16 protein-coding genes and 2 pseudogenes are annotated in these 22,226 nt (G+C 59.7%); 14 read left to right on the top strand and 4 right to left on the bottom strand.

Annotated elements, in window-relative coordinates; all coding sequences use genetic code 11:
• The first annotated feature begins 210 nt into the window (after positions 1-210).
• Genes C8D77_RS29535 through C8D77_RS29525 form a run of 4 tightly spaced genes read left to right on the top strand, consistent with a single transcriptional unit; the run spans position 211 to position 5,818 of the window.
• Positions 211-1,431: a glycosyltransferase gene (locus C8D77_RS29535; protein WP_109671178.1), complete on the top strand. Its 1,221-nt coding sequence runs from the start codon at positions 211-213 to the stop codon at positions 1,429-1,431.
• Positions 1,428-1,604 (top strand): hypothetical protein, encoded by a 177-nt coding sequence (locus C8D77_RS37775; protein ID WP_164548599.1) that lies wholly within the window; start codon positions 1,428-1,430, stop codon positions 1,602-1,604. Before C8D77_RS29535 ends, C8D77_RS37775 begins: the two co-directional genes overlap by 4 nt.
• A gap of 1 nt (position 1,605) precedes the next feature.
• The gene (gene asnB / locus C8D77_RS29530; protein WP_109670895.1) at positions 1,606-3,603 is read left to right on the top strand and encodes an asparagine synthase (glutamine-hydrolyzing); all 1,998 of its coding nucleotides are present in this window, start codon (positions 1,606-1,608) and stop codon (positions 3,601-3,603) included.
• A gap of 1 nt (position 3,604) precedes the next feature.
• On the top strand, positions 3,605-5,818 hold the full coding sequence (locus C8D77_RS29525) for a GumC family protein (protein ID WP_109670893.1): 2,214 nt from the start codon (positions 3,605-3,607) through the stop codon (positions 5,816-5,818).
• 225 nt (positions 5,819-6,043) lie between these two features.
• Here C8D77_RS29525 and C8D77_RS38115 read toward each other — a convergent pair whose 3' ends face one another.
• Together C8D77_RS38115 and C8D77_RS29515 are read right to left on the bottom strand one after the other, a co-directional pair.
• The gene (locus C8D77_RS38115; RefSeq protein WP_206438782.1) at positions 6,044-6,349 is read right to left on the bottom strand and encodes a hypothetical protein; all 306 of its coding nucleotides are present in this window, start codon (positions 6,347-6,349) and stop codon (positions 6,044-6,046) included.
• A 478-nt stretch (positions 6,350-6,827) separates the two neighbouring features.
• On the bottom strand, positions 6,828-7,352 hold the full coding sequence (locus tag C8D77_RS29515) for a helix-turn-helix transcriptional regulator (RefSeq protein WP_245462999.1): 525 nt from the start codon (positions 7,350-7,352) through the stop codon (positions 6,828-6,830).
• Between the two features lie 624 nt (positions 7,353-7,976).
• Between C8D77_RS29515 and C8D77_RS29510 the strand changes: the two genes are divergently transcribed.
• On the top strand, positions 7,977-9,530 hold the full coding sequence (locus C8D77_RS29510; RefSeq protein ID WP_342770059.1) for a sensor histidine kinase: 1,554 nt from the start codon (positions 7,977-7,979) through the stop codon (positions 9,528-9,530).
• Between the two features lie 24 nt (positions 9,531-9,554).
• Here C8D77_RS29510 and C8D77_RS29505 read toward each other — a convergent pair whose 3' ends face one another.
• Complete coding sequence (locus tag C8D77_RS29505) at positions 9,555-10,235, bottom strand: LuxR C-terminal-related transcriptional regulator (protein WP_109670889.1); 681 nt, start codon at positions 10,233-10,235, stop codon at positions 9,555-9,557.
• 468 nt (positions 10,236-10,703) lie between these two features.
• On the opposite strand from C8D77_RS29505, the gene C8D77_RS29500 reads away from it, so the two are divergent.
• The 8 genes from C8D77_RS29500 to C8D77_RS29465 all read left to right on the top strand — a co-directional run bounded on the left by C8D77_RS29500 (position 10,704) and on the right by C8D77_RS29465 (position 20,433).
• On the top strand, positions 10,704-11,426 hold the full coding sequence (locus C8D77_RS29500; RefSeq protein ID WP_109671176.1) for a nucleotidyltransferase family protein: 723 nt from the start codon (positions 10,704-10,706) through the stop codon (positions 11,424-11,426).
• A gap of 47 nt (positions 11,427-11,473) precedes the next feature.
• Positions 11,474-12,610: a DegT/DnrJ/EryC1/StrS family aminotransferase gene (locus C8D77_RS29495; protein ID WP_109671175.1), complete on the top strand. Its 1,137-nt coding sequence runs from the start codon at positions 11,474-11,476 to the stop codon at positions 12,608-12,610.
• Complete coding sequence (locus C8D77_RS29490) at positions 12,607-13,281, top strand: sugar transferase (RefSeq protein ID WP_109670887.1); 675 nt, start codon at positions 12,607-12,609, stop codon at positions 13,279-13,281. The genes C8D77_RS29495 and C8D77_RS29490 overlap by 4 nt, the downstream gene beginning before the upstream one ends.
• 44 nt (positions 13,282-13,325) lie before the next feature.
• A complete protein-coding gene (locus C8D77_RS29485) occupies positions 13,326-14,330 on the top strand; it encodes an NAD-dependent epimerase/dehydratase family protein (protein ID WP_109670885.1) in 1,005 nt (334 codons plus the stop codon).
• Entirely contained in the window at positions 14,327-15,562 is a 1,236-nt protein-coding gene (locus C8D77_RS29480) for a hypothetical protein (RefSeq protein ID WP_109670883.1), read from the top strand. Before C8D77_RS29485 ends, C8D77_RS29480 begins: the two co-directional genes overlap by 4 nt.
• Before the next feature lie 27 nt (positions 15,563-15,589).
• Complete coding sequence (locus C8D77_RS29475; protein WP_109670881.1) at positions 15,590-16,849, top strand: polysaccharide biosynthesis/export family protein; 1,260 nt, start codon at positions 15,590-15,592, stop codon at positions 16,847-16,849.
• Positions 16,850-17,308: 459 nt separating this feature from the next.
• Positions 17,309-19,063: a type I secretion system permease/ATPase gene (locus C8D77_RS29470; protein WP_109670878.1), complete on the top strand. Its 1,755-nt coding sequence runs from the start codon at positions 17,309-17,311 to the stop codon at positions 19,061-19,063.
• A gap of 11 nt (positions 19,064-19,074) precedes the next feature.
• On the top strand, positions 19,075-20,433 hold the full coding sequence (locus C8D77_RS29465; RefSeq protein WP_245951912.1) for an HlyD family type I secretion periplasmic adaptor subunit: 1,359 nt from the start codon (positions 19,075-19,077) through the stop codon (positions 20,431-20,433).
• A 645-nt stretch (positions 20,434-21,078) separates the two neighbouring features.
• Here C8D77_RS29465 and C8D77_RS29460 read toward each other — a convergent pair.
• Positions 21,079-21,542: pseudogene (locus tag C8D77_RS29460) on the bottom strand (transposase); the annotation flags it as partial.
• A 427-nt stretch (positions 21,543-21,969) separates the two neighbouring features.
• Between C8D77_RS29460 and C8D77_RS29455 the strand changes: the two are divergent.
• Positions 21,970-22,226, top strand: a pseudogene (locus C8D77_RS29455) (glutamine--fructose-6-phosphate transaminase (isomerizing)); the annotation flags it as partial.

Here is a 22,226-nt window from a genome sequence, read left to right as displayed (position 1 = left end):
GTGCGTAGCCATCTGACCTTGTTCGCCGCGGCGGCTTGTTGCCAGAACACGATTTGCTTCATTCGAACAGACGAGGACAGTGGGCAGGGCTCCTCCTAGCGTTGGCTTCGCGTCATGAGCGCAGAGGAGATGAAGCGGGCCCATGAAAGAAGACCCGGAAGCCAGCAACATTGCGCGACGGAGCTGCCGTGCATGTTCGGGGAGGGTGGTATGAGCCCGCATCTGGTTTGCGTGGGAGGTGAGGATCACCTCCTGAGAATTCCCTTCCTGCTGTCCCTGCGCGAAAGAGGCTTTCGGGTCACCGCGGTTTCGAGCAGTGATGGTGCCGCATTTGCGCCTCACGGCATTGCACATCACCAATTGAGTTTCGACCGCTTTGCCAGCGGCAGCGCAGAGTGGGGCACCTTGCGCGCGGTACGCAAATTGCTGTTGGAAATCCGGCCGGACATCGTCCAGAGTTTCGATACCAAGCCGAATCTTCTGACACCCATTGCGGTACGAGGGCAGCTTCCGGTCATCCGCACCATCAATGGACTTGGCTGGACATTCTCCTCGCTGGAGCCGAGGGCGTTGGCCCTGCGTCCGATTTTTTGCTGTCTGCAGGGACTGGCCTCCATCTGGACAGCCGCGACCGTGTTCCAAAATCGGGACGACCAGGCTTTCTTCGCACGCTACCGGCTCGTCGGACGCGGCAAGGGGCGACTGGTCCACAGTTCTGGAATCGACGCGGATGCGTTTGCCAATGCGCGGGATCGCGGTCCTTCGGCGACGGCGATGCGCGAAGAACTTGGGCTCCAGTCTGCGGAAATTGTGATCTTTGTCGGTAGACTGACCCGCCAGAAGGGAATCCCGACTCTCCTTGAAGCGGTGCCCCGCGTCCTGCGCGAGAGGCCAAACGCACGTTTTGTGCTTGTCGGCCCGTGGCAATCCGAGGGCCCGTTTGCCGTCACCAAAGCGGATATTGACCGATACGCACCTTATGCAATCGCCCTTGGACCGAGGCGGGATGTTCCAGCACTTCTTGGCATGGCTGACTTATTCGCCTTTCCCACCCAGTATCGCGAGGGCGTCCCGCGCGTCCTTCTGGAGGCTGGCTTGGCTGGATTGCCGATCGTGGCCTCAAGGATGCCCGGCTGCAACGACGTGGTCGAAGACGGGTGGAACGGCTATCTCGTCCCACCCCGCGATGTGGCAGCCCTCTCATCCAGAATAATTGAAGTTCTGTCTGATCGCGCGCACGCGAAGCTCATGGGAGGGCGCTCGATCGGATTTGTTAGGGAGCAATTTGCGCTGTCCCGTGTCGTCGACCAGTATTGTGATCTGTACGAAAGTGTTCTTGATGGCCGAACGCCTGGTAAGCCTTCACATTCGCCCCCCGCCATCTCGATGACGCAGGAAGCAAGCCGACGGTTGGATGAGGCGCGGCAATGATCCGCGACGCAATATTGGCGCTCGCCGCCGCGATGTCCCATGCGACGCAGCCCGCCGCTGCGGGATTGCCAACAGGCCACACCGAATTGTTTCTGACGCGCCGGCTCGTTCTATTGATCACGCAAATTCCAATCAGGACGATTGCGACGACCGTCCGCCAGCGAGGGGGCTAGCATGTGTGGGATCACTGGAATTCTCCTGGCCCCAAACACCGCCGATGCGGGGTCGCTCAGGGCAATAGGACAGATGACCTCCGCTCTTCGGCACCGTGGGCCGGATGGCCAGGCGGTATGGACGAACCGTGAAGCCGGTATTGCTTTTGGTCACCGGCGCCTGGCCATCGTCGATCTGACCGAGGCCGGCCGCCAGCCCATGCAATCGGCGAGCGGCCGCTATGTCATCACCTTCAATGGCGAGATCTATAATTTCCAAGATCTGCGCCGCGAATTGGAAGGCGCAGGCCACTGCTTCCGCGGAACCGGTGACACGGAAGTCATGCTGTGCGCGATCGAGAGCTGGGGTCTCGAGGCGGCACTCACGCGCTTCGCCGGCATGTTCGCTTTCGGACTTTGGGATCTGAAGGAACGGATACTCCATCTCGCCCGCGACCGAATGGGCAAAAAGCCGCTCTATATCGCCTCGACACAAGAAGCGCTGCTCTTCGCTTCGGAGCTGAAGGCAATCAACTGTTTCCCGGGGTTCAACCCGGAACTCAATGTCGATGCGGCGGCGATAATGCTTTCAAAAGGGTGGGTGCCAGATGACCATTGCATCTGGCAGGGTGTGTTCAAGCTGCCGCCCGGTTCGGTCCTGTCCGTGACGGCAGCGGATTTCGCCAATGCCCGCGGCGCTTGTGCGCTTGCCCATCGCACTCGATACTGGTGGTCGCTGGCCGACGTGGCCTGCAAGGCGCGGCGGGAGCCGATCGCCGGCAGCGACGAGGAACTCACGAGCGAGCTTGACAGTCTGCTTCGCCTTTCCGTGCGCGAACGAATGGTCGCGGACGTGCCCCTTGGCGCCTTTCTGTCGGGTGGAATAGACAGCTCGACCGTCGTCGCGCTGATGCAGGCGCAGTCCAGCAGGCCCGTGCGCACCTTCACCATCGCGTTCAGCGAGGCAGGCTTCGACGAAGCGCCTCATGCCGCTGCGGTTGCACGGCTTCTGGGCACCGACCACACCGAGCTTAACCTTTCACCAGCCGAAGCGCGCGACGTCATTCCGGAGCTGCCGCGCGTGTGGGACGAGCCGTTCGCCGATGAATCGCAGATTCCGACGCTTCTGGTGGCGCGGCTCGCCCGCCGGCACGTTACGGTAGCGCTGTCGGGTGACGGCGGGGACGAATGCTTCGCTGGCTACTCCCGGCACTTCATGGCAGCCCGCCTGAGAAAGCTGCAAGGGCTTCCAGCACCATTTCGTCGGATGGTGACGGCGGGGATCGGTTTCCTGGCTCGAGCCTCGCTGCACGATTTCGCCGGCAGGTTGCCGTTATCGGAAAATGCACGGCACGCGTTGCGAAGCGACCGCTTGAATCGCCTTAGCCACCTGCTCGAGGCGACAGGTGAGGATGATCTGCTTCGGCGTCTAACCGGGACTTCGTCCCAGAACCTGCTTCATCATCAGCCACCGGCGTCGCGCTCCGGCTTGCCGCAACTCGACGACATGTTGTCCCGTCTCCTGTTCGACGACATGACCGGTTACCTGCCGGGCGATATATTGGTGAAGCTCGATCGCGCGACCATGGCCAGTAGTCTCGAAGGTCGATGTCCAATTCTCGACCATCGCGTCGTCGAATTTTCCTGGCGACTGCCGAACCACTTGAAGGTTCAAAATGGCAAGGGCAAGTGGATTCTTCGTCAGTTGCTGGGCCGCTATTTGCCGCAACGGTTGATCGATCGGCCAAAACAAGGTTTCGATGTTCCGATCGGAGCCTGGCTCAGGGGGCCTCTGCGCGCTTGGGCAGCGGACCTCATTGCAGGAATACGTCTGTCGGGCGACGGGATGCTCGACTCCGTAAAGGTCGATGCTTGCTGGCATGCTCACACCAATGGCGAACGGGATCATGCTCGCGATTTGTGGCCGGTGCTGATGTTCCAGGCCTGGCATAACGAGGCCATGCGGCCATCGAATCCGGCAACCTGTCTTTCTCACGAGATCGAAATCCCAGGGGCATGACATGGAAGGTTCCATAGCCAGACGCGCCAAACTGCCGCGTATCACGCAAGACGCTGTACCGAGGTTCGAAAACGACGCTGGCATGCGGCGACCGCAGCACAGGCGCGCGGAGGCATTAACCCCTTTCCATCAACTCGTTATCGTGATCGGGAGACTGAAATGGTTCGTGCTCGCCATCGCTCTGCTGGGTGGCATCCTGGGCGGACTTGCGGGGCTCGCTCGTCCTGTGTTGTTTGAGGCGACCACGCAGATAATCATCGATGCGCCAACCAGAAATACTTCTGCTGGCAGCACGGATTCTGTTCAGGACCTGGTGGATTCCAGCATTGATGACCATCTGACGATGCTCTCGTCTCAAATCCATCTGCGTCGAGTCCTGGAGGCTTTGCACAGGGCGGAGGCGCCCGACGCTGCTGGGAAAACCGGCTCCAACGCCGTTTTGGGCGGTCAGCGCAATACGGGCTCGTTCCTGAGCGGTCTCATGAGCCGGATGTTGTCGCTGGGCAAGCCCCCAACAGGCAGTCCCGAAGCAGCGGATGCCGCCGAACTGAAGATGCTGAGAAACGGAATGAGCGTTGGACAAGAGCTTCGGTCGCGGGTCATCACCATCGGCTTCACCGATGTCAATCCTGCACGTGCTGCTCTGGTCGCGAACACTTTCGCCCGGGTCTACATCGACAATCTCATAGAGGAACGTCGTGCATGGGATCAGACCGAATTGCAATCGGTGGTCGCCAGCCTGCCAAGAGTACAAGGCGATCTGGTCGATGCAACTGATCGTCTGGAGACATATCGGCTGACCCATGGGGCCGTCGATCAAAGCGCGGCAAACGACGCGGCCAATGAAGCTGCGGAGCTCAACCGGCAGATTTCCTTGTCGAAAGCGGACCTATCGACCGCCGAATCGCGCCTTCACCGCATCCAGGAACTGCGAAGAACAGATGCGCCGCTGTCGGCGGTCGCTGCTGAAATCGCGTCACCGGTCCTCGCCGCTCTGATGGCCCGTCAGTCCAATGCCGGCGGAGACAAGGGACTGAGCAATACGATCGATCAGGAGATCGAGCAGGGTATCGCTCGGCAGAACGCGGAGGCAAACATCTATCGCGCCCAGGTTGCGGCGCTGGAGGAGCGTAAGAAGGTGCTCGATGCAGTTGTCACTGATACCGCCAGCCGCCTTTCCGGCTTGCGCGCGCTCGAGCCGCAAGTAGCCATCGTAACGCAACGCTACAACGACCTTCTCAGCCGGCAGCAGGATTTGATCCGGCGCATTGCGGCTCCGTCTCCTGGCGTCTCGCTCTTCTCGGCTGCATGGCCGCCGGCAAGTCCCAAGACTCTACCATGGGTTTTCCTGGTTCCTCCTGGAATGGTTGTATTCGGTCTCATCGCCGCCGCCTTCGTCCTGGCGCGCAACCATTTTAACAAAACCTTGCGCAGCGAGGCCGAAGCCGAGGCCGAGCTTGGGATCCCCTGCGTGGGACTGCTTCCCAAGATATCGAAGCCGCACGCGAAACAGCTTCGGCATCTGATTCTGGGCCAGCAGAACTCGCCCTTCAGTCGCGCCGTGACCTCCGTTCTTGTCACCGCGGCGCCACCTCTGGGGAGAGGGCAGCAGCATATCATTCTCGTAACGTCCAGCATCCAGAATGAAGGCAAGACAGAGTTGGCGTGGGGCCTGGCACTGGCGGCCACACGGCTCGGAGGACGGGTCCTCTTCCTCAACCTTGATGGCAAGGACGTGCGGCTCACGAACGAGTTTCGTGGCGAATCCAGCACCGCCAAGGCCCGTAACTCCTTTGGGGATTATGTGAGTGACCGCTGCTCCCTGCAGGATGCGATCACGAGAATGCCGGAAATCGGCGTCGATCTTATGAGCGCACCAGCGCCCTCGGATGATCTGTTGACGCTTCTGTCCACGGTGGATAGGTCTCGATTTACCGACGAGCTGCTCTCGGTTTACGACGTCGTCATCATAAACGGGCCCTTGGGGCTCGGCGGGCCAGAAACCAGGCTTCTAAAGCGCTGGGCGCATGCAGTGCTTTTTGCCGTTCGTTGGGCCAACACGCGGCGCAGTATTGCGCGCGGCGTTCTTGGCTCACTGCAAGCCGGTGGGTCGGTAACCATTCCCGTAGCAACTGTGCTTACCCAGGTTAATCTGAAGAAGCATGCCGGCTATCGGCTCGGTGATAGTGCCGACCTCCTGCTGGCGAGGATTTGATGAGGCACCTTCGCCCGCTCTCATGGTGCTGCAGGAAACCAACCGCGGTTCCAAGACCGGGCCTGACCTAGAACGATCATTGTAATTATACGAGCGCCAGGATCCGCTATCTCAGCTAGAACAACGTTGGCACGCGCTCGTCCGGGAGTGGCACTGGAAACGCCATGACCCGAAAGAAGAGGCCGTCGTAACAACTACGATCGCCGGCGCGCTTGCCCTGGGCATTCACCATTGAGCCGGCCGGAAGCGCGTGTCCTTGGCAATGGGTCTGGAGAAATGAACGGCGTTGCCCTTCTTTTCGGGGTGTCGTAACCGCCCGTGTTTTGTGCCCTTAGGCGTGGATGAGCGTTTGCCCTTCTCGGCTGGCGAGCCTTTGATGAAGTTCCGGTACCATTCCACAAAACGCAGCGCGCCGTCCTTAAGGGCTGCCGCCGGTGTGAAGCCGACAGCTTGGCGAGGATCGTTGACGTCGGCGTGGTCCCAGAACGTCGCAGGGGCGAGGGCACATTGACCCGAAGGCGTGGCGGCCAAGGGCCATCTCGATGGTCGCGATCAAACGGTTAATCACTTCGGGCGGATCATTGCCGATATCGTAGATCCGATGCGGCGCCGAACTGGTGGCCGGACTAGCCGCGCGACCGTCCCAACCCGGATCCGCGCGCGGCGTCGTCGCGAGGACCCGGACCACCCCTCGACCATATCGTTGCTATAGGTGAAGTCTCGCATACGTGCCAGCGTTCGCTATTTCGATCGTTCGCTCCTCGGCGATGGCGTGGGTGAACGCATAGACCGCCATGTCGGGCCTGCTCCAGGGACCGCAGACGCTAAAGAACCGCAACCCGGTGGTGGTAAGCCAGATAGATGGCTGTACGACAGCGCCGAAGGCCCGAGACTGCACCATCAGTCCCATGATCTGCGGAACGCGGCCAGGAGAAATGCCGCTGCGTTGCCACGGATCTTCGATCGCATGGATGTCGGCGGATGTTGGCACCCAGCGAAATCGCCAGTCCTATGGTAAGACCGAAATGCGTCCCAGAAGAGCCACCAGTTCCGCTTGGCGCTTTGTCTCGGTCTTTGCGAACAGGGAGGCGAGCTGAGAGCGGATTGTCGTGCGGCTGAGGTGCCAGCTGCGGGCGATCTCCAGGGGCGCGTCGCCTTGCGCCAGGCGTAACGCGAGCTGGGTCTCCGCGCTGGTCAAGCCGAACATTTTTTGCAAGGTCTGAGGGTTCGCCGCCGACGTGTTTTCACGGTCAACCAATGCGACGATGCTGGTCCCATCCGGTGCGATGGCGCCCGTCTCATTCAGGATCACTGGCCTGTCGCCTCTGCTCCGGATTACCACCCAGGACAGGGAGCCTGGATGGAAACGGACCGGAACGTTCGCGACCAGCCGCCTTAGTCCGGCAGAAATCTCGCCGGCCGTATCGGCCGCTTCACCCTGCCGCTCGAGCGTGTCTTGAGCGGCTTCGTTCCATTCGATTACCTTCTTGTTGCGGTCCAGCATCAGGTAGCCACAGCCGATACGGTCAAGCATGCCGGTTATGGACTCCAGGCTGCGTGGTCGCCGGATTCTGAAGTTGGCGTCGGACCGATCCGGGAAATGTGTCGAGTCCGCGTGGCGCGGCTGTCTCAATACAATGTATTGGTTGCTTGCAACCGTATCGTTGTGCCTATGAATAACATTCATCGCTTCCATCCCAATAGTGATTGATTGCGACTTGAGCAAATTTCCAGATATTACTTTCATCGCGCATCATTTTGAATCAAACCGTGCTCCTTTGCCTTCAATTCGACATAGCTAAGAACCCTTCAGCATTTCTGTTCCGCTGCAGTCGTTGAAGCACGCTTTCCGATGAGCCCTTCCGAGTATGATTTTATTCGTCGGCTAAGGCATGGCAATCGAGCAGTGGTATTAGGTTGCCCCTTCTCGACCTAGTCTCGACGGGCTAGACAGAAGGTTGTAGATTGGCGCATGCGTTCATACCTCCGTGGGCTGAAATCGTGGGTGTCAGGCCCCCCGTTAACTCACGTCGCTTCCTTATCGGTGCTGGCAGTCTCGATAATATTCGAGACGACAAATTCAATACTTGTTGGGCAGGACGGGGCGTTTGTCGCGTTAATTCCCGCTATACTTGTGATTGTATACTTGGAGGGTCGTGTGGCCGCGATCGCTGCGACGCTCTTCATGGCCGCAGCCGGCTTGGGGGCACGCCGAGCCCTGAACGCTCAGCTATCTGCTGAAGACTGGACGCGCGCCATCTTCCTTCTTGTCTCAGGTGGCTTGATCGCCTTTATGTTTCATCGCCTGCGACAAGACTTGCGCGGGGCGCTTGAGGTTGCGGAGACAAGGCTCGCCGCCATTGATGCGACGGAGACCCGCTATCGTGGCGCTTTCGAGCGCGCAGCCATGGGTTTTGTAAACACCAATCGACGGGGCGAGATGCTGCTGTCGAACAGCCGCCTTCGGGATATGACAGGCTACGGAGAAAAGGAACTCGCCCAGCTAAACCTAGAGGAACTCATACATCCAGACGATCGAGATTCCGTTCTGGGGCCGCTGAGAACTCTGGATCGTACCGCTTCCTTCGCAGCGGACGTCCGTCTGTTGAGACAGGACCGCACGACATTCTGGGCCCGCCTGGCCCTGTCGTCATCCCAGCCTGATGAGGTGTCCAGCGAGAGCGTTTTCGTGGTGGTCGACGATATTTCCGAGCGACGAATGGCACGCGAGGCGCTGCGCGCCCAGAAGGAATGGCTTGATCTCGCTTTGTCCGCAGGGCGCTTGGGCACGTGGCGTGTCGATCTCGAGGACGGGACAGTCACCGGCTCAGGTAAGTTCTGGGATATTTTCGGGCTGCCCCCGGCTCCCATCCGCCGCCTGGAAGAACTCTCGACCGTTGTTCATCCGGCCGATTGGCCCAAGCTAGCTGCCTCCGCTATACCATCGTCGGCTGTGAACTACGACATCGAGATTCGTGTCCGGCGGTCGGATGGCCATGTGCGCTGGATTGCGTTGCGCGGACGGCAGGAAAAACACGGCGATGGTTCGTGGCGCATCGGGGTGGCCGCCGATCTGACCGAGCGTCGACAAGCCACGCTTCTGCGCATCGCGGTGAAGAAACGCGAGCTCGTCATGGCCGAGGAGCGCCATCGGTTCAGCAACCTGTTCCCTGTGATTACGGCCTTGGTAAATATGATCAATCCGCCAGAGAACGACGTTGCCAAATACAAGGAAATGCTGATTGACCGGATACGCACGCTGCAAGCGACGCACCTACTTCTGTCAAGTCCTGCCAGCATGTCGGGGTTGCTTCACGATCTCGTCGCCCAGGAGTTGCAGCCCTTCAAGGAGACTCGCGACATAACCATCAGCGGACCCTCCATCACCGTACCAAGTGGCGCCGCCGAGAGCTTTGCGATGCTTCTCCATGAATTGACGACCAATTCCGTGAAATACGGTGCGCTGAGTGATCCACGAGGTAGGCTCGAAGTGAACTGGCAGTTCGCATCCGACGGCGCGGGCGACGACGTCGTCTTTGATTGGGCAGAATCGGGGCGGCGGAAGAACTCAAGCGTCGGACGCCACGGCTTCGGTTCCATGATAATCGGAGTGGACGGAACGCCGATTGTCGGCCATTCGCCCAAATTTCAAATATCGGAAGATGGACTGCGATATTCGTTGCGGCTATCGCGGAAGGAACTTGAATTCTGAAGCGCGCATCTTGCCTGGCATGCATCAGGTCGCGTTCTTCAACGGCCAGCTTTGCAGCAAAACCGCTGCTTCGGTGCGGTTTCGCGCCCCAAGCTCGCGCATAATGGCAGCGACATGAATTTTCGTCGTCGCTTCGGCGATATCCAGACTGCGGGCGATCTCCTTGTTCGAGTATCCCTCCGCCATCAGCTTGAGGACGTCCTTCTGCCTCGATGTTAGTCTGTCGAGATCGCTGGCGCCCACGCGCCGTCGCACCAAAGATCTTTGGGAAGGCGGAGATATCTGGTGCTGTCCTTGTCCGGCAGACGTTCGCGACAGAAGCGCTGGAACATAGATACGGCCGGCGAGGATCTCGTTCACGGCGAACAGGACTTCCTCGTCTTTCTGTGACTTTACGATGTAGCCGTGAAGCCCGATCGAAAGTGCCTTGAGGATCTCCGCGCGTGAATCATCGGCTGAAACGATCGCGAAGCGCGTGCTAGGATAGGCAGACAGAACGTCGCCTAGCAATTCCTGATGGAACAGGCCCGGCATGTTCAGATCCAGAATCGCGAGATCGATCGAGGCTTGCTGTTCCAGAAGACTGACCACGGCATCGAAGCACGCGGCGTCGAATATTTCGACACCTGGAATGCCTGCCGTCAGTGCCAACCGCAAACCGAAACGATACAACCCGTGATCGTCGGCGATGACGATCCGATACATTGCACTACCCCAACAACGCTTACTCTGTCTGGCAACCGGGCGTATACCAGCCCGCTAAAACTCCACTACCCTGAGACGCACGGACCCGTGATGGGCCTAAAATCGTGGCCAACCATTGGTCGCTGCATCAGTAAAATCCTCGGGACAATCCACCGATGTCCCCGCCCACAAACATCATCACTTGCTAATATGTATCCCAAATAGCGATAAACTTCAGCTATTTTTTATAAACCTTTCGTGAGATGCCGTGCCGGACCAGGGTGTACCTCACAAGCAGATCCTGATCGCTTGTTTGATACCGCAAACGCGTTGGATCACTCCCATTCGAATGCAGGACGACGCTTATCCGGAGTGGCCGTACCATTCAGCATGCGATGTTCGGATTGGCTTGAGGGGGCGACTCTCCGAGCACCATTCGGCACCTGCTCGTGACGATCATGTCCGGGCTGAATGAACTGGGAGGATCGGATGAAAGCGGTGATTCAATGTGGTGGAATGGGGACACGCCTGCGGCCCTTTACATCGGTCTTGCCGAAGCCCTTGATGCCGATTGGAGCCCGGCCGGTTCTCGAGCTGCTTCTGAAGTGGCTGCGGCGCAACGGCATAGAAGAGGTTTATATCACGACCGGATATCTCGGCCATTTGATCCGCAGCGTCTGCGGCGACGGATCTCAGTGGAATCTGAAGATCCGATATACGCAGGAGATGGAGCCGCTCGGCACCATCGGACCTCTCTCGCTGATCAGAGATGAACTGAACGATACGTTTGTCGTGCTCAATGGCGATGTTCTCACCGATCTGAGCCTCAGCCGCTTTGTGGCTTCGCACCGCATGCATAAGGATCCGGTCACGATCGCGACTGCCTGCCGCCTGATCAAGATGGACTTCGGCGTCATCGACGAGATCGACAATGCGGTTCAGCTCTTCCGGGAAAAGCCGACACTCTCCCATCTCGTCAGCATGGGAATTTACTGCATGAACCCGGATGTTCTGAAGTTCATTCCTTCCGGCATTCCGTTCGGGTTCGATGATCTGATGCTGCAGATGATGCAGGGCGGCACGACCGTGCATGTGTACAAGCACGACGGACTCTGGCTCGACATCGGTCGCGTGGACGACTTCCAGAACGCACAGGCGATTTCCTGGGAAGACCAGTCGACTTCAATCGAAGTCGCCGCCGCGGCAGCATGATCCGGATTTAGAGGCCGAGTCCGCGGATATTGGTTCAGGAGGTCAAGATGCTCTTAGTGAGCGCCCCGATATTAGGCGTACCGGAGAAGCTAGCCCTCTCAAAGGTAATTGATAGCGGCTGGCTGACCATGGGAGAGCGGGTACGAGCTTTCGAAGAGGCCTTTGCCGACATCCATGGTGCGGAGGATTGCGTTGCGGTCGGCTCCTGCACCGCCGCGCTTCATCTCATCCTGCACGCACTGGGGGTCGGCCCTGGCGACGAGGTGCTGGTTCCCTCACTGACCTTTGTGGCGACAGCCAATGCGGTGCTCTACGTCGGGGCGACCCCGGTCTTTGTCGATATCGAATCGACCGACGTGCCCTTGATGTCGATCGAGGAAGCTGAAACGCGGTGCACGCTACGCACTAAGGCGGTTATTCTCGTTCACTTCGCGGGCTATCTCGCCAATCGGGAACAGTGGCAACGGTTCGCCCGTGCCCGAGGGCTGCATATCATCGAGGATGCCGCGCATGCCCCCGGCTTGAGGGAAGTGGGCACGTTCGGCGCCGCCGCGGCCTTCAGCTTCTACGGCAATAAGAACCTGACAACGGCGGAAGGGGGCGCCGTGATTGCTCGTGACCCGGCTCTCCTCGACAGGATTCGGCAAGCCCGCGGACACGGGATGACCACCGGGACACATCAGCGGTTGAACAGCCGTACGCCGCAATATGATGTCACCATGCTTGGGTTCAACTACCGCATGGATGAGCTGCGGGCGGCGATTGGGCTGGTTCAACTTGAGAACCTGCAGGAGTGGAACGAAATCAGGCGTATCCTGGCCGTCTTATACCGCCGCCTCATCGCTGAACGTTGCCCGGCTGTGACAATTCCGTTCGCCGAACCCCGCACGTCTGCCCACCACATCATGCCGATCCTCCTGCCGCGCTACGCAACGCGGCAGGCCATCATAGACGAACTGCGGACGCAGGGGATCCAGACCACGATCCACTATCCGCCAGTGCACCAGATGACGTTCTACCGCAGGCTTTTTCCCAACACCAATTTGCCCCGCACCGAGGACTTTGCACAGCGAGAGCTGACAATTCCACTGCATCCCCAGATCACTTCACCTGTAGCCGAAGCGGTTGTGACTGCTCTCGCAACCGCGCTCGACGGCTGCGCAAGAGCAGGAACCGCGGCATGAATGCGTCGGATCTATCCCTTCACAGGCCTTCTGTTTCAAGCTCCGCGCATGGCTTCGCAAGACGTTCTATCGACCTCGCGGTCGCAAGTCTCGCGATCGTCATATTTGCACCACTGATGCTGGTGATCGCGCTGGCACTTCTGTTGGAAGGCGGCCGTCCCGTCTTGTTCCTGCAGACCCGCGTGGGGGCTGGTGGCCGGCCCTTCCGCATGTACAAATTCCGCAAGTTCGGTGTGGGCTGCGGCCCCCATGGCCACCCTCTGACCGTGATGGGCGACAGCCGCCTGACGACGATCGGCCGGTTCCTCGCCGCCACAAAGTTCGACGAGCTGCCGCAGTTGTGGAACGTCCTCAAAGGCGAGATGGCGATCATCGGTCCGCGCCCCGAGAGCCTGGCTTTCGCCGATTGTTTTCGGGGCGGCCTCGAGGCCGTTCTACAATACAAGCCTGGCCTGCTGGGCCCGGCCCAAATTCTTTTCCGCCACGAGGCGCATTTCTTTCCTCGATCCGTGGATCCGATTCTGTTCTACCGGGAGGTCATCTTCCCCGCCAAGGTCAGGATCGACCTTTCCTATTATCCACGGCGCACCATCGCCTCAGATATCGCGTGGATGGCGCGCGGCTTTCTGGCTGTTGTCAGCTGGGCTCCATCGCCGCCGATTGACGTCTGAAACCCACACGGGAGCACCGCAGGTCAGCCAAGGAACGCGCAATCATGAGCTACAATGGCAAGAAAGTTCTGGTGACGGGCGCGGACGGATTTATCGGGTCGCATCTCACCGAAGCGCTCGTCTGCAACGGGGCTGATGTCACGGCCCTAGCGCTCTACAATTCCTTCGACAGCCATGGCTGGCTGGACGATCTTCCGGACAGCATTCGAAGCCGGCTGAAGCTCGTCCGCGGTGACGTCCGCGACAGCGCGTTCCTGAACCGGATCATGCGTGGTCAGACCGTCGTATTTCATTTGGCCGCCCTGATTGCGATTCCATATTCCTACGCGGCTGCCCAGTCCTATGTGGAAACCAACATCCTGGGCACGGTGAACGTCCTCGAAGCGGCGCGTCAATGGGAGACGGAGCGCGTTGTGCATACCTCCACGAGCGAGGTTTATGGAACCGCCCTGACCATGCCTATCCGCGAAACTCATCCACTGCACGGACAGTCGCCATATTCGGCATCCAAGATTGGCGCCGACATGATGGCGGAGTCCTACGCGAAGTCGTTTGATGTTCCCGTTGTCATCCTGCGGCCGTTCAACACATATGGCCCGCGTCAGAGTGAGCGAGCCATCGTGCCGACCATCATCCGCCAGGCTCTCGACCCGAATTGCCCGGCGATCATGGTCGGCGACACGAGTCCGATCCGCGACCTGACCTTTGTCGAGGACACAGCGGCAGCATTCCTGACCGCGGGTTTGGCCGGCCTGGAATTCGGCCACGCCTACAATGCCGGCAGCCAACGCGCCGTGACCATCTCTGACGTGTTGGATCTTGTCCTCGAAATGAGCGGTTCAAAAAAACCGGTCCATCGCGACGAAAACCGTTTGCGGCCGCAAAATTCGGAGGTTCGCGCCTTGCTCGCGGATTCCTCGCGCTTTGAGAGCGAGACTGGATGGCGGGCGCAGACGAGCTTGCGCGACGGGCTTGAGCGAACGATCGCATGGTGGCGGGCGCGGTTTAGCGAAGGCCGGGTACGCCGCGAAAAGGGCTACATGACATGACCCTGCTCCGGCGGCATTTTCTGGTGTTGTTGCTGATTGCCGGTGCCCTGTCTCTGGGTGTCTACATGAGCGGGGGCCGGGAAAGCGGCGCAATGGAGCAGTCGGCCCTACCGGCAGCGGAAAACCTGCCGGACTATCTGCGTCCAAAAAAGGATCCGGCATCTGGCACCATTTTCGTGCGGATCACCAAACCCGGAATCCTCGGCTCAGGGATCACATGCGGCAGGGACTATTGTAGCCACCGTTATTCAAGCGCCCAGGCGTGGAATGCGGACCAAAGCCTTTTCCTTATCGCCAATGGTTGTGGGGGCATGTGCTTTCTCGACGGGCGTACCTATGTTCCAATGTTCCGCCGCGATCGCTCGACCGAATGCGAATGGCATCCCAAGGATCCCAATCTGATGATTTGCGTGGGTGGTCGGCGGATTTCGACCTGGGCGCCACGCACCGACCACGAAGAGGTGGTGTTCGTCTCGTCAGCCTATGACGATCTGCAGTTCGGGCCGTACAAGGGCAATCCGAGCCTCGACGGCAACCGCATTGCGGTGCTTGCGACGCGCAATGACGGCAAAGCGGTGGTCTTTGGCTACGACCTCAGGCTGCAGCGGAAGTTTGCGGATATCGATCTGGCCCAGCTTCCGGGGACCACCCACTACTGCTCGATCTCTCCGTTAGGGATCAACATTCTGTGTTTCCAGGAATTGCCGGACGGTAATGAACCGAGCTTCATCTTTTCAATTGATGGCGCCTTGCGCCAGAAGTGGGCGGAGCATCATCGCCCCGGCCATGGCGACATGACGATCGATGCCGACGGCAGCGAAATCTACGTCGGCATAAGCAAATCGGATCCGGACAAGTATCAAGTGATCAAGCGGCGTTTGGGCGACGGCAAGGTCACCGCGCTGATGAAATATGGCGAAGCCCAGCATGCGTCCCTCAGATCCCTGGACAGGCCCGGCTGGGTGTTTGTCAGCTATGCCGGGATACCCGCCGAGGTATCGAAGCACAAGGATTGGGCGCCATATTCGCAGCAGGTCATTGCGCTGCGCACGGACGGCAGCGGGGAGGTGCGCCGCATCGTCAACACGCTGAATGCTCCGTTTGACTACTGGAGCGAGACGCATGCCTCGCCGTCTCCAGACGGCTCACAGATAGTCTGGTCGAGCAATTGGGGCGTTCCTGGGGGCCCGGTCTACGATTTCGTTGCCCGTGTTGAATGGCCTCGGAGTTGATGTCGACGCAGGAGGAGATTGTCGCAGATGGCCTTCCCTAAACGAACCACTCTTGCTTCAGTTGCCGTCATGTGCCTGACATCGATGGCTGTCGCCGGCGATATCGAACCTTATAAGCTGTCACCTGGCGATGCCGTCGAGATCGGGATAGCGTCAATTGCGGATCGAACGCAGCGAGCTGTGGTCCAGATGGATGGCAATATCGCGCTTCCCGAAGTCGGAATGGTCATGGTCGCAGGCCTCACGGGGTCCGAATTGCAGACGCGCATGCAAACGCTTCTGCCGACCAAGATTTTTCATGTGCGCCTGCCCGACGGCAGGGAGCAAATGGTCGTTATCAAGCCAGACGATGTGACCGCAACCATCGCCGATTACCGTCCGATCTATGTGATGGGCGACGTGCTTACCCCGGGACAACAGGCCTATCGTCCGCTCATGACCGTGCGGCAGGCGCTCGCCGTCGCCGGCGGCTTCAGCCTTTTGCGGTCACGGGCGGGCCAGACCGGACCGGATCCGGTTGATCTCAGGCGAGACTACGAAACATTGTGGGGTGACTACACCAAGGACTATTTTCACGCCGCCCGGCTCCGCGCCGAACTTCAAGACCAGGCGGATTTCGACACGCAGATACCACAAGGATCACCTCTGTCTCCCAGTATAGGAGCAGCGATCGCCCAGGCCGAAGGAGATGGGCTGAAGATTGCGCTGAGCGATTTCCAGCAGGAGCAGGCTTTTCTTGAGAAGGGCGAGAAGGACACAGCGGATCAAATCGAGGTGTTGCAGAAGCGCGAACAGGTCGAGGCCGAGGGCGTGAAAGCGGATCAGGAAGACCTGGCGCGCGTAACAAAGGTTTTTGAGTCAGGTAACCTGACCAACAACCGGCTCGCCGATGTCAGACGCGCCTTGCTTCTCTCTTCAAGTGGCGCGCTTCAAACGTCGGTCGAACTCATGCGGGCGCGACGCCAGCAGGAGGACTATGTCAGGCAGCACGAGCGCAACGAGAATCAGAGGAAGATCGGTTTGCTGATCGATCTGAAGGATACCAACGCGCGGCTTGCCGACGTCACCACCAAACTCCACGCTGCCAGCGAGAAGCTGCAACCGACCGGGGCATCCGCCCAGCCATTGCCGATTGCCGGTGAAACAATCCGGGCGCAGGTCACGATCGTCCGCAAGATGAGCGAGGAGTGGCGCAAACTAGCGGCCGGTGAAGATACGATTGTGATGCCGGGGGACACCGTCGAGGCCAGGTTCAGCACTGATCTGCAAAGCGCGGCAGTCCAGTAGGCGGCCTCGATCGCGGGCCGATAACGATGGCTCGGGGCTCACTGCTTCGTAAAGGCCATCGAACGCAACCGATCGGAAGATCACGGCAAGACCGAACTCCAGGCTCAACGGTTGCGGAAGTGAATCCTGAGTCGGGAACCGGCGTCTGCGTCCGGACGGGCGAAACGCCGCCGAAAAGGATTGTGGCGGTGCCGATCTGACTTGCAGCATGCGACATGCGCAGCCATCCATCTCACTTGAAATGGCGGCTTCTTCCCGTTTTCCACCGATTTAATATGTCAATTCCACGTTTCTCGGGCCGCCGTCACGATTTCGCTACATTTGGGCCAAAGGGCACATAAGTTAGCGGGGCGTAATATGATACAGCGAAGAGGGAACGCCCCTGAAAACCGAAAAACTGTCCTTGGCCGGTAAGGCCAGCGAGCTTGCGCGACGATTTCTCATCAGAAGTCACGAGCTATGAACCCCGGCGGAAAACTTTCGCCCGACCTGCGTGCCGCTATGCTGGGCTCCGCGCCCGCGCTGGTAGGCGTTGGCGCGTTCTCGGCGGTCATAAACATTCTCGCGCTGACCGGCTCCGTCTATATGCTGCAAATCTACGATCGCGTTTTGCCTTCGCAAAGTGTTCCGACACTTGTCGGATTTACGATCGGTATGCTGGGCCTTTACGCCGTTTATGGATTGCTGGATTTCGTGCGGCTTCGCCTGCTGGTTCGAATCGGCAATCGCCTCCATAAAACTCTGCAGCAACAGGTCTTCGCTCTCTCGCTTTCCCTGCCGCTCCTCGGCGGGCAGAATGCGAGCCGGCTGCAGCCGCTTCGCGATCTTGATCAGTTGCGCGCCTTCCTTTCCGGATTGGGGCCGACTGTCATCTTCGACGCTCCGTGGATACCATTCTATCTGCTGGTCATCTATCTGCTGCATCCGTCGCTCGGTCTGCTGGCAACGAGCGGTGCAATTGTTGTCGTGCTGCTCACCGTGATCGCGGAAATCCTTGGCCGCGGACCAGCCGCACGGGCGTCTGAGACACTCGTATCGCAACGCAACCTGGCCGATTCCGGCCGCCGCAATGCGGAGGTCGTGCGCGCCATGGGCCTTTCCGGGCGGCTCGCCGGGCGCTGGAGTGAGATCAATCACGCATATCTTGCGCACCAGGAGCGGCTCTCCGACATTGTCGGCGCCACTGGCTCACTGTCGAGGGCGCTCCGTATGGCTTTGCAGTCTTCTGTTCTGGGACTTGGTGCGTATCTCGTGATCGGGGGGGAGGCTTCGCCGGGTGTGATCATAGCATCGTCTATATTGCTCGGCCGCTCTTTGGCCCCAGTTGATGCGGCGCTCGCCAACTGGAGAGGGTTTGTCTCGTTCCGGCAGAGCTATTCCCAACTGACGGCGGCGCTCGCCGCCTTTGGCAGCCGCGGCGAGCTCATGCAACTGCCACGGCCAGAGGCGATGCTGAAGGTCGAGGATCTGACAATAGCGCCGCCAGGCCAGCAAAAGCCGACCGTGACCAACGTGAGCTTTCATTTATCCTGTGGGGCCGGGATGGCCATTGTCGGCCCAAGCGGTTCCGGCAAAACCACACTTGTGCGCGCGTTGGTGGGAGTGTGGCAGCCACTGCGCGGAATGGTACGATTGGACGAAGCTTCGCTTGACCAATGGGGCCATGAACAGCTTGGCGCCTATGTCGGCTACCTCCCACAGGACGTTGAATTGTTTGACGGAACCGTTGCCGACAACATTTCGCGATTTGGCGGCGCGGGCGACGCCAAGGGTGTGCTCGCAGCCGCCAGGGCCGCTGGCGTCGACAAGATGATCATGCGTTTGCCGGATGGTTTTCAAACACGCGTAGGCGAGGGAGGCGCAGCCCTGTCGTCCGGACAGAGGCAACTCGTCGGGCTCGCCAGGGCCCTTTATGGCGATCCATTCCTTGTCGTCCTCGACGAGCCCAATTCAAATCTGGACGTCGACGGCGACGCCGCGCTGGCCGGGGCGATCCTGGCGGTGCGCCGGCGTGGTGGCATTGTCATCGTTGTTGCCCACCGTCCTTCTGCCCTCACCAATATCGATAGCGTACTTGTCATGGCGAATGGGACGCTTCATTCGTTCGGCTCGCGCGAGGAAGTCTTGGCGAACGTTATCCGGCCATTCCCCTCCACCGCAGCCCGGTCTGCATCGGCCGTCCCGATGCAGAAAGGAATAAGCGGTCATGCGTGAGGTACTATCCTTTGTCTGATATTACCCTGTCGACATGCGCTCCGATTGGCGATGGAAACCGGAGGTCCGGGGCGAATGCAGTCGATGCGCGGGACGATATCCGAGCCAATCTCATTCTTGGCTTGGTGATCACGGCTCTGTTGATTGCCGGCGGAGGGCTTTGGCTGGGTTTGACCAACATCGCCGGCGCGGTGATTGCGCCTGCCACCGTGGTGGTCGAAAGCAACACAAAAAAAGTCCAGCATCTGACGGGCGGCACGATCGGAGGCATCTTCGCACAAGACGGGGACCATGTGCGGGCTGGCGATGTGGTGGCCAGGCTGGACGACACGCTGACACGGGCCAACCTGCAGATAATCAGTGAGGATCTCGATCGCACGACCGTTCGTCTTGCCCGGCTGGAGGCAGAGCGACAAGGTCTGCCGGAAATGCAGCTTCCGTCCGGCCTTCGGATGCGCATGGGCGATCCGCAACTAGCAGCGCTCGTCAGCGGCGAGCGCGCCCTGTTCGAAAGCCGTGCAGCTGCGTTGACGGGACAGAAGGCGCAATTGCAAAGCCGCTCGAAGCAACTCGAACGTCAGATCGATGGCCTCAAGGCGCAACAGACCGCCGAAGACCAGTCCGTGGTCCTGCTGGACGGGGATCTTGCCGATATCCAAGCGCTCTTCTCAAAAAAATTGGTGCCCAAGGAGAGACTGAGCAACGTCAGATTGGATGCCACCCGGGCGCACGGAGAGTCAGGACGACTCGCGGCGGCGGTTGCTGAGGCGCAAGGCCGAATCAGCGAGACCGAACTGCAGGTCCTTCAGCTCGATGAACAAAGGCGCAGTGAGGTCACCAGCGAACTTCGTGAAACGGAAGCCAAGCAGACCGAACTCAACGAGCGCCAGGTTGTGGCGCAAGACGAGTTGACGAAAACGAGCATCCGCGCTCCGCAATCGGGCACGATACAGGAATCCTCCATCCACACAATTGGCGGCGTGATCGCTCCTGGGGAAGTGCTCATGATGATTGTCCCCGACGCCGACAACCTCGTCGTCGATGCGTTGATCCCCCCATCGCGGATAGATGACATTCGTCCCGGTCAACGGGTGTCGATCCGGTTCCCGGCTTTCGATGCCGGCACGACGCCGGCTTGCCAAGGATCGGTCAAGCGCATTTCGGCGGACCTGATCAAGGATCAACAACACCAGCTCTCGTATTTCTCGGCACGCGTCGACGTCGAGAACAAGGCGGCCTGCCTGACCGATGCCAAGGTGCTGAAACCGGGTATGCCGGCCGAGGTTCACATCAGGACCGACGAACGCTCGGTCTGGTCTTATCTCCTGAAGCCTCTTACCGATCAGATGTCGCGGGCTTTCCGCCAATGAGGCGGCGAACTGTTGGAAGCGAGCCGCAATTATGAGCAGCTCTTGCTCTTAAGACGCGGTGAACGTCCTCCGCCCAACGCGTAGTATGGCACGCGCCGCCCGCTCCGCCGTCACGGGAATCTTGGTCGCAACGCTCTCCTGCGGCAGGACGTAGGTGGCCTTAAGCAGCCTCTCCTAGGAGAGCAGTTCGCGGATTCGGGCATGTGCCAATGCGATTTCGGCCCACAGGTCTTCGCATTCCTGCCGGCGGACATCCAGTTGGATCTGATCGGATGCCCGGTGCAGCGAAAGCTGTGAAAAATTGGTGGTTCAGCTTATCGGTCTCGGCCTCCCTGGTGAGGGCAGCCAACCTTCGGCAACCTGCCTTTCACCGCGTCGCTCCATTGGAGCCTGAATCTAGCGATCTCATTCGAGGACTCGCTATTTGCCTTGATGTAAGCTCCAGTCGCGACTGGAGGCTCTGGATTTCAGAACGCAATCCTCGGATTGACGCGGACGGCCTTCGCTCTCCGCATCCTTGCCCCTCCATGATGCGGGCGGCAGCGCTGGCTCCGGTTGTCTGAACAGTTTCCCGCGAATGATAAGTGGCGTTCCGCCGGATTTCGATCATTCGATTGCGCTGGTGTCGTGTGTGACGCCGGGAGGACCCATGCGCTTCATCAGCGACGCCCTCGCGGTTGGGAAATGTCGCGCACCCGCGAACGGGTATCTAGCTGCAGTTCATCGATGCGGCGCATCAGCGCGAGGTCCTTGGCTGACACCGGCCGCGCCTGGTGTGGGAAGGTCGTGGTTGCGGTCGATTATCGCTTTACGCTCAGCATGCCGGCCTTGATAAGCGCGCATTCCAAAAAACAATTCTCCAGTGCCAGCTCTCCGATCTTGGCGTGAAGGGCCTTCAAATCCACCGATGGCGCCTCGGCGCTCGCAACGCTCGAGCCGAAGACGCCGGCGGTGCCGTCAAGGAGTTGCGCCTTCCAGGCTGTGATTTGGTTCGGGTGAACATCGAAAAGCTTAGCGAACTCGGCCAGCGTCTTTTCGCCCTTGATGGCAGTCAGAGCCACCTTGGCCTTGAAAGCCGGTGTGTGGTCGCGTCGCGTGCGCTTCGTCATGGTCTCTCTTGATTCGCGGCAACCACGTTGCCGGTGTCCAGATTCCCAAAGCCAGCTCTGTCCCCATGACTTTCGCGTCCCCAGACAGATCAAGCGGCCCGACAGCTCTGGGTTGGGGCATCAGGCGGCCGGGCCTAACCGGCTGTTGGGGATGTGTCGTGGTTGCCGGCTGGGTCAAACTGCGCCTCGGCTGGCGGCCGCGCATCATTCAAACGAACACTCTTCGCCGGGGCGGGCTGCCTCAGCGATTGCGCAGGCCTGCTGCCTGGAGCTGCGCCCTCTCGGCCTCTTCGGATTTCAAGCGCGACATTTCAGTTCCGATTAAATCGGCAGGCTCCTCCAAACGAACGATCAGCCCGCAATCAAGGATGGGTAATGTGGTTTTCGGCGATAAGCCCGGATTATGCTGGCTATTGGGGACGAGGCCATGTGCGGTATTGTTGGAATCGTCGGCCATTCGCAGGTTGCGCCGCTCATCGTCGATGCGCTGAAGCGGCTGGAATATCGCGGCTATGACTCGGCCGGCGTCGCCACCATCGAGCATGGTGAGCTTGGCCGCCGCCGCGCCGAAGGCAAGCTGATCAATCTTGAGCGCCGGCTCAAGGACGATCCACTCGCTGGCACGATCGGCATCGGTCACACACGCTGGGCGACGCATGGCGTGCCCAACGAGACCAATGCGCA

The organism is Mesorhizobium loti, assembly GCF_003148495.1.
Lineage (GTDB): Bacteria > Pseudomonadota > Alphaproteobacteria > Rhizobiales > Rhizobiaceae > Mesorhizobium > Mesorhizobium loti.
Note: the sequence above shows the minus strand (reverse complement) of the source record. Positions and strands in the feature narration are given on the sequence as shown.